At 68.4% G+C, this 15,194-nt stretch carries 13 protein-coding genes and 2 pseudogenes; 6 read left to right on the top strand and 9 right to left on the bottom strand.

Annotated elements, in window-relative coordinates; genetic code table 11:
- A partial coding sequence (locus QMF80_RS36645; RefSeq protein ID WP_283461553.1) for a transposase family protein occupies positions 1–193 on the bottom strand: 193 nt, incomplete at its 3' end.
- 834 nt (positions 194–1,027) lie between these two features.
- Here QMF80_RS36645 and QMF80_RS36640 point away from each other — a divergent pair.
- Positions 1,028–1,291, top strand: a complete 264-nt coding sequence (locus QMF80_RS36640; protein WP_283461551.1) for a hypothetical protein — start codon at positions 1,028–1,030, stop codon at positions 1,289–1,291.
- 12 nt (positions 1,292–1,303) lie between these two features.
- Here the strand turns inward: QMF80_RS36640 and QMF80_RS36635 are convergent.
- A pseudogene (locus QMF80_RS36635) lies at positions 1,304–1,744 on the bottom strand (ATP-binding protein); the annotation flags it as partial.
- A gap of 123 nt (positions 1,745–1,867) precedes the next feature.
- Here QMF80_RS36635 and QMF80_RS36630 point away from each other — a divergent pair.
- From QMF80_RS36630 to QMF80_RS36620, 3 genes are read left to right on the top strand one after another with little or no spacing between them, the layout of a single operon-like run.
- A complete protein-coding gene (locus tag QMF80_RS36630) occupies positions 1,868–3,055 on the top strand; it encodes a tyrosine-type recombinase/integrase (protein WP_283461547.1) in 1,188 nt (395 codons plus the stop codon).
- Entirely contained in the window at positions 3,045–5,210 is a 2,166-nt protein-coding gene (locus QMF80_RS36625; protein WP_283461545.1) for a tyrosine-type recombinase/integrase, read from the top strand. The genes QMF80_RS36630 and QMF80_RS36625 overlap by 11 nt, the downstream gene beginning before the upstream one ends.
- A complete protein-coding gene (locus tag QMF80_RS36620) occupies positions 5,207–5,635 on the top strand; it encodes a DUF6262 family protein (RefSeq protein WP_283461543.1) in 429 nt (142 codons plus the stop codon). Before QMF80_RS36625 ends, QMF80_RS36620 begins: the two co-directional genes overlap by 4 nt.
- A gap of 17 nt (positions 5,636–5,652) precedes the next feature.
- Here QMF80_RS36620 and QMF80_RS36615 read toward each other — a convergent pair whose 3' ends face one another.
- The 7 genes and pseudogenes from QMF80_RS36615 to mobF form a co-directional block, all read right to left on the bottom strand.
- Positions 5,653–6,141 carry a hypothetical protein gene (locus QMF80_RS36615; RefSeq protein ID WP_502962993.1) on the bottom strand — a complete coding sequence of 163 codons (489 nt, stop codon included), beginning with the start codon at positions 6,139–6,141 and terminating at the stop codon, positions 5,653–5,655.
- 116 nt (positions 6,142–6,257) lie between these two features.
- A pseudogene (locus QMF80_RS36610) lies at positions 6,258–6,587 on the bottom strand (ATP-binding protein); the annotation flags it as partial.
- Complete coding sequence (gene istA, locus QMF80_RS36605; RefSeq protein ID WP_502962992.1) at positions 6,584–7,936, bottom strand: IS21 family transposase; 1,353 nt, start codon at positions 7,934–7,936, stop codon at positions 6,584–6,586. The gene istA and the pseudogene QMF80_RS36610, both read right to left, overlap by 4 nt.
- A gap of 205 nt (positions 7,937–8,141) precedes the next feature.
- Positions 8,142–9,716, bottom strand: a complete 1,575-nt coding sequence (locus QMF80_RS36600) for an ISL3 family transposase (protein ID WP_283461555.1) — start codon at positions 9,714–9,716, stop codon at positions 8,142–8,144.
- A 161-nt stretch (positions 9,717–9,877) separates the two neighbouring features.
- The gene (locus tag QMF80_RS36595) at positions 9,878–10,417 is read right to left on the bottom strand and encodes a P-loop nucleotide/nucleoside kinase family protein (RefSeq protein WP_283461539.1); all 540 of its coding nucleotides are present in this window, start codon (positions 10,415–10,417) and stop codon (positions 9,878–9,880) included.
- 323 nt (positions 10,418–10,740) lie between these two features.
- Entirely contained in the window at positions 10,741–11,103 is a 363-nt protein-coding gene (locus QMF80_RS36590) for a hypothetical protein (RefSeq protein WP_283461536.1), read from the bottom strand.
- Positions 11,100–12,926 carry a MobF family relaxase gene (gene mobF / locus QMF80_RS36585; protein ID WP_283461534.1) on the bottom strand — a complete coding sequence of 609 codons (1,827 nt, stop codon included), beginning with the start codon at positions 12,924–12,926 and terminating at the stop codon, positions 11,100–11,102. The genes QMF80_RS36590 and mobF overlap by 4 nt, the downstream gene beginning before the upstream one ends.
- 159 nt (positions 12,927–13,085) lie before the next feature.
- Between mobF and QMF80_RS36580 the strand changes: the two genes are divergently transcribed.
- Positions 13,086–13,283 (top strand): hypothetical protein, encoded by a 198-nt coding sequence (locus tag QMF80_RS36580; protein WP_283461532.1) that lies wholly within the window; start codon positions 13,086–13,088, stop codon positions 13,281–13,283.
- Between the two features lie 205 nt (positions 13,284–13,488).
- Positions 13,489–14,934 carry an NF041680 family putative transposase gene (locus QMF80_RS36575; RefSeq protein ID WP_283461530.1) on the top strand — a complete coding sequence of 482 codons (1,446 nt, stop codon included), beginning with the start codon at positions 13,489–13,491 and terminating at the stop codon, positions 14,932–14,934.
- Positions 14,935–15,194 lie beyond the last annotated feature (260 nt).

The following is a 15,194-nucleotide window of genomic DNA, read 5'->3' as shown; positions in this document are numbered from 1 at the left end:
CGATGCCGAACCCGGCGGCGAGCCGCGCGTAGGTGTCCCCGCACCGCAGGTGGGCGAGGGCGAGCAGCGCCTGACGGCCGGCAGGCAGCCGTCGCCACCGGGTCCCGGTCTCTCGCTGCCGGGCACGAAGCCGCGTGGTCAGGTAGCGCAGGGTGCCGCTGGACAGATCGATCGACGAGGGGTAGACAAGCACGCGAAGCTCCTGGAGGGCACAGGTGATCTTGGTCGAGAACCCGTCTACCAGGAGCTTCGTCGTTCCGTACAGCTGGCAACCTCCAACACCTCACCGCCGCAGTCAGGTTGGAAAAGGCTCACTGCGTCAGGGGACGAACGGACCGCCAGCCACGCCCCGTCGAACACGCTGGCGTGCCGCCCCTGCGCCAGGGGAGGAGCGGTCCTCCAGGCGCAGTGCGCACAGCTCGCCGAGTGCCGTCCCTGCACCAGGGCATGAACGGCAGGAGGACCCCCGCCTCGCCACGATCCTGCAGTGCCGCCCCTGAAGCAGGGCATGAACGGTTCGCCACGGACACGTTCCAGCTGACCACCAGGGGCCGCCCCTGCGCCAGGGGATGAACTCAATGCCCGCGACGCTACTGTCCGACCGTTTCTGTGCCACCTCTGTGCCAGGGGAAGAACGGCGCTCGACGCTCTTGAAGTCCTTGCCGTCGGTGTGCCGTCCCTGCGCCAGGGGATGGACAGACGTGGACCTCAGGGACGGCGATCACCTTGGGCCCCACCCCCTGCGCCAGGGGATGAACGGCCCTCGATGCAGTCGCCAGTGTCGAGCCAGTGGCCCGGCCCCTGCGCCAGGGGATGAACGGAGGAAGCGTTCGGTGGAGATGCGCACGTGGGCGTACCACCCCTGCACCAGGGGATGAACCGCCCGTCGTCTGCGTCTATACCCACTCCACTCGGTGGTGTGGACGATCGCGATATTCCCCAGGTCTAAGTTCACGTAACTCCCCAGGCTCTGCCTTCGGTCCAGGGGAGGTGTCGGGCTGATCACGGCGCTCGTTAGAGTGCCTGCGTGTCGAAGACGAGCGTGAGCAACGAGACGGGCAGCATGCTCTGCCTTTGGATTGAGCCGTGGGGAACCGATCACTGGATGCGTCCGGGTGAAGAGTTCACCGTCGTGACCGAGACCGAGCCCGAGGAGTCTCCGTTCAACGTGGTAGTTCACGATCAGGGCATCACGGTGTGGGTGAACTCGGCCAATGATGCCGAGGTCTTCGACAAGATCGGCAATCCGGCGCCGTGTGGGCATCAGCATCCGGCCGACGCCGGATTCTGACCGGCTGCGTGCTTAGGTGAGCGGCTTGGCGGGCTTGTCGGTGGGGTTCTTGGGGCGTTTGTTCGGGCGGTAGCTGGGGCCGTTCATGATGACCTGGTGGCTGGTGTTGATCAGCCGGTCCAGGAGTGACTCGGCGACGACGGGGTTGGGGAAGAGTGGATACCAGTCGCTGGGTGCCCGGTTGCTGGTAATGATCAGTGACCGTCCCTGCCGTTCGCTCACCAGTTCATAGAGGTCATCGGCCTGGGACGCTCCGAGCTGGCGCATGGCGAAGTCGTCGAGGATGAGCACGTCGGGCCGTACCAGTTCACGGATCCGCTTGTCCCAGGTGCGGTCCGCGTGGCCGCCGGCGAGGTCCGCGAGGATGCGGCTGGTCTTGGCGAATCGGACGTGGGCGCCCTGGCGGACCGCGAGGTGACCGAGGGCCTGGGCGACGTGTGTTTTTCCGACGCCGGGCGTTATCAACGGGGCCTGAGTCCCTCTCTTCTCTGTCTGCCACGAGCGTCACCGTGAGCGTTCTGTGTCGTTGATGCATTGCTATCAACGGGAGTTCTTCAACGAGACGGAACGGCATCAGTGGCACACAGCCTGGCTGTCCAGCCCGCCAGCGGGCAGCGGACATGGACCGTGATCGACGAGAAGTACCGGACAGTCGCCCCGGTCGAAGAGTGGCTGGAGGCCCACCGGTTCTTGTGGTCGCCGAACACCGTCCGCGGTTATGCCACGTCGTTGGCCCAGTGGTGGACGTTCCTCGAACAGCGCGACGAGACCGCGAAGTGGAGGGATCTCGGGGTCCCGGCCGTCGCCGGGTTCCTGTCCTGGTTGCGCAACGGCCGCACCGTCGAGCACGCCCTGGTCGAGCCCGAAGACGCGCCCGCGCCGGAGACGTTGGAGGCGAGGCTGGCCGCGCTGATCTCCTTCTACCGCTGGCAGGAGGCGGTCTTCTCCGTCCCGGTCGCGGGACGGCTGATGCGTGGGGCGCCACGCAGGGCTCCGGCCCGTGGCCTGCTCGCGCACCTGGATGCCCGCACCGCCCCAGGCCCGTCCTCGCTGCTCAGGGTCCGCCGCCACCGGCATCGCGGACGGCCGCCCCTGCTGCTGCCGGGAGAGATCCAGGCGATCCTGGACGGCTGCGCGATGCCGGACGCCTCGGTCGGCGAGTGGACGGGCAACCTGCGCGACCGGCTACTGTTCGCGCTGCTGGCGGAGAGCGGGATGCGCCTGGGCGAGGCCCTGGGGCTGCGGATCGACGACTTCGTCATGGGCCGCGGCAACACCCCCTATATCGAGATCGTCCCCCGCGAGGACAATCCGAACGGGGCGAGGGTGAAGATGATGCGCCCCCGGAGGGTCTACGTCGGCACGGATCTGGAGAAGCTCTTCGCCGACTACCTCACCCATCTCGCCTGCCGAGCCGCCGAGTTGGGCATCGAGATTCGTACGGACGCGCCGCTGCTGGTGAACCTGACCCGGCCGCCGCTGCTGGCCGCTCTGCGGGAGGGAACGGTGCGGGACAAGACCGCCGCCCTGCGAAGGAAGGGCACTGGTCCCGCTTTCTGGACGCCGCACTGGTTCCGGCATTCTCACGCGACCGCGTTGTTGCTGGCCGGAACCCCGGAGTGGGTGGTCTCCCGGCGACTTGGACACGCACACGTGCAGACCACGCTCGACCTCTATGGCTGGGTCCGGGAGGACGAGGCCCTGCGGGCCGCGGCGAACTGGAAGTCGTACGTCTCCTCCTGGCAGGTGACCGATGGCCGGTGAACAGCGCCGTCTGCACGCCGCCGGCAGCGAGGATCCGATCTGGCGGCTGTGGTCTGATCTGCCCGAGCCGTGGAAAGGGCCGGTCATCGGTGACGGCATCGAGGACTGGGAGAAGATCACCGAGAACGGCGACCGCCGGATCGACCTGCGGGGCCTGCCCGATCCGATGCCTGCCGAACTGGCCTGGATGTCGCACTGGCAGGCCCTGGACGGGACCCGCTCGGCGGTGCTGGGCACCAACCAGTTCGCGAACATCCTGCGACGGGCGATCCGCGAGAGGCACCCGTTCCCAGCCTCGATCCGCGCCATGGACTGGGAGACGGCCGCCGCCCTGCAGCGGTGGTTCTATGCCACCCGCTGGGGCCGGCTCCCGCCGCACGGCAGCATCGCCCGGCTGCGGGTCATCTTCCGTTTCTCCCGCCTCGCCCTGCTCGCCCGCTGCACCGACAAGCCCTGGTGGACACTGGATGAGTGGCACCCCAGATGCGACCCGCGGATCCCGCTCGCGGAGCACGAACCCCAGGCCCACTACGGCTGTTCACCCTCCACGATCAGCCAGGGGTGGCTGCGGGAGGCGGTGAAGTGGTGGCTCGGCACCCAGCTCGAAGCGGGAGTCCTGCGCTGGTCCACGGTGAGCCAGGAGCGAATCCGCTGCCTGGTCCGCTTCGACCGGTGGCTGTCGACGACCTTCACTGACCCGCTGGACGTCCTGGGTGATCCCGCCCATGCGGTCCAGCTGGCCGCCGCCTTCCGCCACTGGGACTCCGACCCCACCAACCGGCTCCTTCGCCGGTCCGAGCAACGATTCGCCCACAAGCCCGTCCATCCCCGGCTGGTCAACGACGACCTGCGGGCCGTCGCCGAACTGTTCGCGTTCATCGCGGCCAACCCCGCCGAGGTCCGCCAGGTCCTGGGGATGCACCCGTGGTCGCGCGTCACTGACGCGCACGCGGCCGGCTGGTTCCGCCAGGTCTCCCGCATCCCGCACCAGCGCGAACTCAACGACGAGCACTACGTCGACGACCACGCGCTCGCGCAGATCCCCGCCGCCCTGCCCCTGCTCGGCCTGAGCCGCACGGAAGAGATGACGCTCACGCGTGGTGACGGACAGCAGGCCACCGTCCGGGGTATGGACGACCCGCAGGCCATGCGCATGATCCTGCTGCAGATCCTCACCGGCCGGCGGGCCAGCGAGATCCGCACCTGCCGTTTCGACTGCCTCTCCCCGGTCCCCGACCGGCCGGACGACGCCGCCGCCGCCGAGGGCGAGGAGATCGCCCGCTTCCACTACGCACAGAGCAAGATCGATATCGCGCCGGACAACATCCTCGTCGACCGCGAGGTCGTCGCGGTCATCAACGAACAGCGGCAGTGGATCCGTGACCGCTTCCCCGGCATCACCCCACGCCACCTCTTCATGCAGCGGACCGGCAACCGCCAGGGCGACAAGCCCTACCCCTCGGGCACCTACAGCTGGATGCTCCGCGAGTTCAGCAAGACCGTGAAGATCACCGACAGCAAAGGCAAGCCGGTCGGGCTGAGCCACACCCACCGCTTCCGCCACACCAAGCTGACCCGACTCGCCGAACTCGGCCTGCCCGTGCACGTGTTGATGCGCTATGCCGGACATGCCACCCCGTCAATGTCGATGCACTACGTCGCCGCCCGCCAGGAACACGCCGAACAGGCATTCCTGGCCACCGCCAAGCTGCGGGCCGACGGCACCCACATCATCTTCTCCCGCGACGACCACGACAGCCTCCACCTGTTCAACCGCGCCGACCGGTTCCTTCCCCACGGCTGGTGCATGCTGCCGCCGATGCAGACCTGCGACAAGGGAAACGCCTGCCTGACCTGCTCGGTCTTCGTCACCGACGCCTCCCACCAACCCGCCCTGGAACGGCAGTTGACCGAAACCGCAGCACTGATCGACCGCAGCACCACCGCCTTCCAGGAACGTCACGGCCGCCCCATGCCCGAGGACAACGTCTGGCTCCTGCAACGGCGGGCCGAGCACGCGGCCCTCACCAAGCTGCTGGACACCATCCGCGACAAGCCCGGCCGGGCAGTTCAGGGCGCCGGCTGCGGCACCGCCCCCACCGGACCCGTCCCCCTCACCCTCAACCTCGACCGCCACCGAAGGACCCGGCCATGACCGACACTCGCACCCAGCGAACCCAGACCCTCGCCGCCGCCGCGAAGGCAAAGTCCCAGGCCAAGACGAAAGCCGCCGAGCAGGCCGTCCGCACCCTCGTCAAGCGCGGAGAGCCAATCACCTTCCAGGCCGTTCAGCGCGAGGCCGGCGTCTCCCACGCGTTCCTCTATAACCACCCCGACCTGCGTGGTCGTATCGAACGTCTGAGGGCTCAGGCTCGCCCGGTCCCCGCACAGGCGTCTGCGGCCGACGATCAAAGCACCCTCGTCCTCGCGCTGACCAGCCAGATCACCCGTCTGAAGAAGCAGCACCGAGAAGAAGTTCAGGCTCTGCGGGACGCACTCGAACAGGCCCACGGCGAAAACCTCGACCTCCGACGCGAACTCGCCCGCCGCGGCTCGCCCGGACAGGTCCAGCCCGGCTGACCGGCAAGCAGCGTGGCCTACGAACCCGAACGCAGGCCCAAGGCACTGTGCTGCACGACCCCGGCGGGAACTTCGGTGTTCCCCGACCTCTTGCGGGTCAACTCCACCAGCTTCTCCCTGAGGACTTTCGCTGGCTCTCCGAGGACGATCGCGCTGAGCACCAGCTCGAGCATCAGGCAGTCGTACTCATCGCCGTCGTTGCGATAGCGCTCTGGATCGCGCTCTACCACTGCCTTGGCGATCTGCCAGCCACCGCCATTGGCCGGGGCGAAGGTCGCCTCGAAGACCCCGTTGCCGGTCCAGCTTCGGTGCAGGAAGACGACGTCGCCCTCTGCGAAGACATCCCACTTCTCGTCCATGTCGCTGGATGAGTAACCGAGCTGGATGCGCCGCCAGCAATCGTCCGACCAGATCCGGCGCGGCAAGATCAGCATCGCGCGAGGGGTGGAGATCGGCTGGATGCGGTCGGAGAACGAAGACCGGAGCACGTGTTCGTCAGCTGGCATGCTCCGATCCTACGGAGGTCGTCACTCGCAGCGACAGCCTCATCGTCGCTGCGATATCTACACCGTCACGAGGTGGGCAAACACACGTGCCGAAGCGCTCTTCCGTTGATAACGGTCGGCCCGAGCAGGGCTGCGTTGGCCTTGGCCTCGACGAACGAGAGGGTGGCCAGGTCCTTGACCTTGCGCGGGTCGAGGTCGGGCTGGAACGAGAAGTCGTACTCGTCGAGCGTCTTGTGATGCGGCAGCCGGGAGAGCCGCAGGCCCTGGCGGAACCGGCGGTCGTCGCGGACGGCCAGTTCCTCGGAGAGGACCAGATCGAGGAAGTCAAGGTAGCCCATCTTCGCCTCGTCCGCCCGGCGGGTTAACTCGTTGATGGTTTCCGCGAGGTGGGGCAGGCCGAGCTTGCCAGCCGTGGTGCGGATGCGGTTGCCGGTGAGCTCGCTCAAGACGGTTCCTCCGTCGCTCGATGGGTGGTGAAGGGGCGGGTTCCGGTCAGCTCGTCATAGACCGACAACGGCCGGCGCCCGACCTCGATCCGAGTGGCCGCGGCCCGGTTCAGCAGGGCCTGCAACGGGCCGGTCTCCTCGCCCCGCGGTCGCTCGCGGCGATGCTGGATGGGGATGTCGCCGGTGGTGGTCCGGCGGTTCTTTCCGGTGGGCAGGCCGTCCCAGTGCGATTCGTCGACGACACGGGCACCGCGGCCGATGGCCCGGGGATGGGTGGCCAGCAGCGTACTGCCGTGGGCGTCCGCGAGGGTGCCATGCAGCACGACCTGGGCTTTCGTTGCCCGAATCTCGACCAGCTGACGAGCACGGACTCGGCGGGCCGGCACGGAGTAGAGGTTGCCGTCGAAGGCGACCAGGCAGTCCTTGCCGACGTGCCGCAGCTGCCGTTCGGCCACCAGATACGGGACCGATGGCAGCGGCTTGAGGGCCGCGTGGTCCCTCGCGGCCCGCTCCGCGATGACTTCGCGGTGCGTCTTGTGGATCTGGGCCCGACGCACGGGCACCCAGGCGGTGAACGCGGCGTCCATCTCCTCGACGGAGGAGAACGACCGGCCGGACAGAACGTGGTCGCGGACGATCAGGACCTGCCGCTCGACCCGGCCCTTGCCCTGCGGCCGGTAGGCGGCCAGGACGTCGATGTCGAAGTCGTAGTGGCCGGCGAAGCCGACCGCTTCCGGATGCAGCGGGACCGCCTCACCAGGAGCTACGTGCCGGCGGACAACCGTCTTGGTCCGGTCGTAGACGATCGTCATCGGGGCACCGCCGAAGTGGGCGAAGGCCCGCCGGTGGCAATCGAAGAAGGTCTGCAGGTCCTGGCTGGTGGTGAAGCAGCAGAACGGGTCGCGCGAGTACGAGAGCGTCATGTGGAAGGAGTAGACCTTCGGGATGCCCATGTGGGCGAGGATCTTGCCCTCATCACCCCAGTCCACCTGTGCCTGAGCCCCGGGGATCACTTCGAACCGGCGGTGCATCCCCGCCAGTTCCTTGGGCGTGATCCCGAGTTCCTCGGCGATCCTGGGCCGGGCCGTCTGAACGTAGAGCTTGACCCGCTGATAGTTCCCAGTGAACCCGTACTCCTGGGCCAGCCGCTCATGGATGACCAGGGCCTTCATCAGGACCTCGGCCCGGAGCATCGAGTCGATTAGCGGCCCGAACTCGTCAATCACCCTCGCTCGCGACCGCCCGCTCGGCGACCGCCGCGGAGGCGTCCCCGACCCCGGCGCCGAGAGGTACTTGCGGACCGTCTTGCGGTCCAGGCCGGTCTCCCTGGAGATCTCCGACAGGCTCATCGCCCCGGACTCGAGCAGGCCCCGAAAGCGCCGGAGCTCCAGCCAACGCTGCGGATCCAAGACCACCGCCAGCCCCTTCCACCGCCCGAATCGACCAAGCAGCAGAGTGCCGAGCAGCAGGTCTCACCGCATCAGCAACTGTCCCTTTTCATTCGTACGAGGTTGGGGATGTTCACGGCTCTGGCTTGATTTTCGTAGGTAGAGATCATCTCGGTGTGAGGGTCGGCCGGCCCGCGTACCGGCGCCGGAGGTGGGCGATCAGCACGACCCGGTGGCGAAGGAGGGAGACCCCTGCGCGTCCGCCCATGAGGCGTTTCTGGAGTTTGACGTCAGTGATGCGGCCTTCGTTGACGCCGGAGTTGTAGAGGGTGGTGATCCCGAGTGCGACCGCGGACTGGTCTTCGCGCAGGGCTTTCGCCATGCCGGCGAGCGGTGCCAGCCCGCTGGCGGTGAGCTGGTCGAGCCAGTCCGGCAGCGGGCCGGCGTCGCGGTTGTCGAGCATGGCGGCGAACTGGCGGACCAGGTGATGGGCGAGCTGGAGTTCGGGGCAGTGGTCAAGGAGCTGGTGCAGGCGCTGTGATGTGTGCGGGGTATGCCGTCCGGGAGCGGTGATGATCCAGCGGGATACCTCGCGCGGGGACGGCGGCCGTTCGCGTGGTGTGTCCAGGGGCAGACCGCGGCGCAGGGGTGCGACGGCCATTTTGACCCGCTGGTAGTGCCCCAGGTAGCCCTTGGTCCGGAGTTCCTGGTGGAGGATCGTCGCGCTGTGCTGGCCCTCGTCCCAGCGTTGTTGCAGGTAGTCGAGGTAAGGGTCCAACGTAGAGGGCTTGCGGGGAGAACGTCGCATGACCTCCTGCCACGTGCGCGCACGGGCGTATTTGCGGACCGTGCGGCGGTCCAGACCCAGTTCACGAGACATGCTGCTGTAGGAGCGGCCCCGTTCGGTGAGGGTGTGAACGGCCTCGAACAGCCGCTGTGCGTGCTGGCCCGCGCGGGTGTCTGTGGGTTCCGTTGCTGCGGACGATGTTTCGGCGGGCGCCGGATCGGGCTCGGGGAGTGCGGCGGGCAGGCAGGCGCGGTGGGTGGAAGCGACCTTCTGAACCTGCCGGGACAGCCCCTGCCAGAGGTGAAAGCGGTCGCTGATCTGAAGGGCATCGGGGGCACCCGAGGTGATGCCTTGGCGGTAGACGAGGGAGCCGTCGCGGCAGGCGACCTCGACGCCGGGATGCCCGCGCAGCCACCGGCCGAGCTGTTCGGCGTCCCGGCCTTCCCACAAGGTGAGCGGAAGGCGGGTGGTGGCGTCGACCAGGAGCGTGCCGTAGGTGTCGCCGTACAACGCGAAGTCGTCCACTCCCAACACCCTCGGTGTAATCAACGGTGGCAGCGGCACCCTCATCAACTGAGAGAGCACGGTGCACCGCGAGAGCGCCACGGCGATGACGTGCAGCATGCGGGCCCCGCCGCGGCCTGCCAGGAGCACGCCGACCGACTCGACTACCTGCTGCAGCAACGGCGTGCGCCGCTGGTAGCGGACCGTCAGCCCCGGCACCTGCTCGGCGAAGGTCACCTTCGGGCAGTCCGGGTTCTCGCAGTACAGGCGGCGCACACTCAAGTCGATCCGGACCGGCCGGCCGCCCAGAGCCGTATCCGCGAGGTGGCGTTCGTAGCGGCTGTGGACCCACTCACTCGATGTCCCGCACCCCGTGCAGCCTGCGGGAGCACGGGCTCGCGTCCGGGCCCGGACGATCAGCACAGGGCCAGAGGAATCGACCGAGACCACCAGCACGCTCGTCAAGTGCGGTAACAGAGAATCCAGTTCAACAGGGCACTACCAGATCCTGCCCGGTACGCGGGCCGGCCGACCCTCACGCGGAGATGATCTCTACCTACGAAAATCAAGCCAGAGCCATGTTCACGTGTACGCCGACAGCAAGCCGATGGTCACGTCCAGCCTGCTGCCCTAAGCACCGATACGGCGACGTCAGTGACGGAGTTTGTGCCGACATCGACGGTGAAGTCGTCGACTGCGGACCGGCTGAGGATTCCGTCCAGTTCACCCGACCGGTTCAGGTGCCATCGCAGTGCTTCGGGTTCGCTGTCGTGGCGTTGGGCCAGTCGCTGGTGGATGATCGACAGCTCAGCCTGGAGCCGACAAACCGTGAGTTCAGCACCCACGGCATCGGCCAGTAGCTTCCTCTCGTCCTGGTCCTCAATCACACCAGCGAGGACGAGGCGCGTCGCTCCGGCATCAATATAGTGACCGGCGATGCTCCGCAGATTCCGCACCATCATGCCGAAATTGAAACGGTCACCGGGAGGCGCAGGCCACGACTTGCGCAGCCAGTCGAGATCGACGACAGCATGAGGAACCCCGGCATCGGCGAGAAGGTCGCCCACGCCCTCGGCAACGGTTGTCTTGCCCACACCGACAGTGCCATTGAGGAGGAGGGCGTGATCGTCCCGAGAGCTGCCTGCGTGCATCTCGGCATCGTACGTCGAACGGCTCGGGCTTCGGAGTCACGCCTGTCACTGGTCGAGAAGCGCACGTCCGCCACCGATTCGAGCACCGAAAAGGGCGGCAACCTACCTCTGACGGACGATCTACTGCGCGAACAGCCACCCACGACCAGCGTGAGCACCCCGGGCACCGGTCACACCAGCCCTTTGACCTGCCACTTCAAGTTGGCGAAGGCCCAGTGGAGTCCACCGGGTGGAGGCCACCCGATGCTCTGCATCCGATGCCGGGCATCGTCCACTGGATGCTGAACATCGTGGTTCCACTCGGTGGGCGATGCCCGGCATCGTCACCACAGCCAGCCGGTGGAGTGCCGCACCCGGGACAGGGCGCGGGCATCGCGTCGCGCGGCGGCGTTGCCGATCCGGCTCTGCCTGGAGCGGGGCCGGCGCGACTCCCCGGCCGCGAGGCGGCGCCTGGCGGCGTCCTGGAGCCGCCGCCGCTGCTTGCGCAGCTCCTCCTTCTTGTCCGCCTCCGACTTCGGTGTCCGGGGCCGCTTCCAGATCGGCTGCCACCCCAAGGGCTCCTCGGTCTCGGGCTGCTGACCCTCTCTGAGCGTGGAGGCCATCTCCTCACTCGCTGCGCGGGCTCGGGCGAGGGCGTCCTTCAATCCCAGGATCTCGGGATTCCCGGGGTTCTCCGGTGTGGTCATGCGAGTCCTCCAGTGGGTGTCCGGCCCGGCGTCTGCTGCACGCCGGGCTGCTGGGTGTGTGACGGCGCGGGCGCCGACGGGGCGGGCTGCGGCCGGGGGCCACGGGCGACGGCGCGCTCCCGGACGCCGTCCTGGAGCTTGACGGCCATCTTGGCGACGGCCTCGATCGTGGCGCGGGTCTGCTCCAGCGCGGCAACATCGGTCCCCTGCTGCACCTGGTCACGGCCGGCCTTCCGGTCCGGGCGCGAGGGACGCGGGCCAGACCGCGAGGCGCCGGGCACGGCGACGATGTGTGGGCGGGCACGGGAACCCAGGCGCTCCGAGCGGCGCGCCGCGTGAACCCGGGCCCTCAACGCGCCGGCGGCCAGACGGGCCCGCGCGTAGAGGGGGGCGGTCCGCTTGCGGGTCAGCGGGCGCAGCACGGTCTGGTCCTCCGTGTCGCGCGGGTACAGGGCGCGCAGATCAGCGGTCATCATCAGGCCCCGGCCGACGGGGCGGGTGTAGTCGTCGATGACCGCCTGCACGATCCGTTCGTCCAGGCCGGGCTGGTGCGGCCGGCCGCGCAGGACGTAGGAGAGGTAGCGGCGCGCTTCGGCGAGCAGATGGTGGCGCTTGAAGGCACCACGCATCACGTACACCACTGCCGTGACGTCGACGGCGGCCAGGACGATGTCGACCACCGGCCGCACCCGGGCCCACACCGCCGCGGCCGCCGCCCGCGCCCGCTCCGCGAGCCGGTCCACGACGTCGGTGCCGAACGAGGCGATGGCCGACTCCCGCCAACGCATCCGCAGGTCGGACAGCGACCGCAGCTCCTTGCGCTTCGGCGGGCGCGTGCGGTCGGCGGCCCGGCAGGCCAGCCCGTAGGCGGCCCGCTCCCCCGGCGCATGCCCGTGCTCCTCCACGTAATCGGCAGTGAGGACGAACAGCGCCTCCTCGATCTGCTGACGGCGCGTCGACTGCCAGCCGATGAGCCGCTGATCGATCCCCGCTATCTCCATGACGGGACGGCGGCCCGGCGTTACCTCGCGCGGCTCCCACGCCCACCCGAGCCGGGCGGACACCTCCTCCATGAAGAAGAGGATGTAAAGCGTGTCGGCAGCGACAATGTGGGCCAGCGTCGAGTCCGCCGACAGGTTCCCCCACGTCCCCTTGTCGTCCGGCCGCCGGACACGGATCGATACCAGCGCATGATCATGGAGAAGTGGCTTCGACTCCTCAGCTCTGGACTCGTAGTGGCGGAACACCGCGACGATCAGCCCGTCCCGGATCTGCCTACGGCGCTTGCCGCCACTCCCCCACCGGATCTGCGCGACCGACTCCCCCACCCACTCCAGCGTCCTGTCCACGGCGGTGTCCTGGCACAGCTCCAGCACCCGACGAACCTCGTCATCCATCAGCGCCCACGCGATGTGCGCCGTCGGCGGGGGCCGGAACACCAGGTGCATGCCGAGCCAGGGGACGCGCTCCTTGGCCTTCTCGGTCTTCGGCGACCGGTTGTGCTCGATGGGCCTGCCCAGCACGGTCGCCCGCCGGGCCTTCGCCGGATCGTCGCCCGCCTCCAGGCGCTCGCACTCGATCCGGTCAGCGTCCGGGTGCCGGCCTTCCCCCAGAAGCAGCTCGGCCTGCCGCTCGGTCACCACATCCCAGGCCGCCAGGCCGACCGCGGCCAAGCCCCGGCCCTTCCAGACACTGGGCGGGACACCGGCTTCGTCCTGGGCGGCGGACAGCGACGTGCCCGCAGCACGGTGGCCGTCGCCGACCATCACGCCGCGGAAGAGATAGCGCCCGTCTCCCGGACGGATCGGTGTTTGGCTGATCATCGACCCATGGAACACCGGGCTTGACCTGCGCAAAAGCGCGAACTGGGGTCCTTCCCGCCGGGCGGGAGGCCATCACCGAATCTTTACCGGAGCGCCCGCCAGGCGGGCCGCCGAGCCAGCCCGAGACGGTAAGCCGCGGCCGTGTGCACAGTCCGCCGCATGACCAACGAACTGCTCCACGGAGACCTCTGCCCGCTGTGCCGCCGCCCTCTCACGCTGCGCCCCACCGCCGACGTCCGCTCGAACACGCCGCACCCCACGCGCACCGACAGGGTGCCTCACTGCACCAGCTGCGCCGGCGACATGACCCGCGCGCAGCAGTGGGCCGACATGATGCGCGCCCTCTACGAGAGCTGACCGCAGCCGTGCGAATACTGCGCCACATCCGCCTCACCCACCACGGACACCATCGGCAACCGAATCCAGCGACATCTAAGCTTGGCGTTTATCCTCGCTCGTCACCCGACCTGCTGATCTGCAGTGTTTCCCGGGACAGCGGAGGCGGCCGTTCTCCACGCTTCGAGATGTCGAGTAACAAAGCACCAGAGAACGGCCGCTGTGTATGAGTCTGTCTGCCGACGTGTCCGGACGCGAGGCATTGGATGTGTTGTCCCGCTTTCGTGTCGAGTTCTACGACTGCCTGTATGCCCGGCCTGACGCGCTCTTCGAGCTCACCGACGCGGTGCTGTGTGCGGACGGGCCGGTGAACACCCTGGTCGAGTTGTCGCTGACGGCCGAGCACCGGCGCGGACACGGCGCTCTGTATGCGGGGCTGGACCGCGGCTGGACCGAACCGTCGCGTCTGCGACGCGCTCTGGCCGGCCTACCGCTGCCGAAGACGGCCGACGGGCGGATCGCACTGGCCGTGGACGTAAGCAACTGGCTCCGTCCCGACGCTCCCACCAGCGACGACCGGCTGTTCTGCCACGTCTACGGACGTGGCGACCGCAAGACGGACCAGTTCATCCCGGGCTGGCCGTACTCCTTCGTCGCCGCCCTGGAAACAGGCCGCACCTCCTGGTGCCGGCTACTGGACGCCCTGCGGCTCGGACCCGCGGACGACGCGACGCTCGTCACCGCCGCCCAGCTCCGCGAGGTCGTGGAACGCCTGGCCGACGCGGGGCACTGGAAGCCGGGCGACCCCGAGATCCTGATCGTCATGGACGCCGGCTACGACGTCACCTACCTCTCCCACTCCCTGCAGGATCTGCCCGTCGTGCTGCTCGGACGACTGCGCTCGGACCGCGTCATGCTTCGAGACCCGGGCCTCGCCCGCTCCGGACCGAAGGGCGGGCGGCCCCGCCGGCACGGCGGCGTCCTCACCTTCGCCAAGCCCGACACCTGGCACCAGCCCGACGTCACCACCGCCACGGACACCACCCGCTACGGCAAGGCAGAGACGATGGCCTGGGACCGTATGCATCCCCGGCTCACTCACCGCGGCCCCTGGCTGGAGCGCGCGGAAGAGGAACTGCCCGTCCTGCACGGCACGTTGATGCGGCTGAAGGTGGAGTATCTGCCGGGTGACCGCGACCCGAAGCCGGTCTGGCTGTGGTGCTCCGCTACCTCGGCCGCGCCGGCGGACGTGGACCGGTGGTGGCAGTCGTTCCTTCGCCGCTTCGACCTGGAGCACACCTTCCGGCTGATGAAGCAGACCCTCGGATGGACCGCACCGAAGATCCGCCGCGCTGGCACCGCCGATCTGTGGACCTGGCTGATCATCGCCGCGCATACCCAGCTCTGTCTCGCCCGGCCCCTCACGGAAGACCTTCGGCGGCCCTGGGAACGACGAACCGAACCTCGTCGCCTCACCCCCGCCCGGGTCAGGCGGGGGTTTCGCAACGTCCGCGCGACCGCGGCCCGCCCGGCAGCCGCACCGAAACCGTCCCGACCCGGCCCCGGACGACCTTCGGGATCGAAGAACAAGCACCGAGCCGGGCACCACAACGTCGGCAAGACCGTCAAACGAGCCGAATCGATCAAGGAACATCAAGCCCGCAGAGATTAAATTTCAAGCTGAGTATTAGTCAGACCCCAGCCGGGGCCCCTGCCAAGTGGCAGGGGCCCCGGCCTTTTGCGTTTCAGTCCGGACCGCCTCAGGACCCTCCGGACACCGTGTTGCAGTCAACGCTCAAAGGCCACCTGACCTTCCCCTCGTAGCGTGGAGCCTTGACTGCAGGGGAAGTTGAGAGTCATGGCGGAGAAGCGACGGAAGTTCGACGCGGAGTTTCGTGAGGGGGCTGTGCGGATCGTGGCCGAGACGGGTCG

This window comes from Streptomyces sp. G-G2, assembly GCF_030063135.1.
GTDB lineage: Bacteria > Actinomycetota > Actinomycetes > Streptomycetales > Streptomycetaceae > Streptomyces.
The sequence above is the reverse complement of the archived record's forward strand: the minus strand, read 5'-3'. Positions and strand labels throughout refer to the sequence as shown.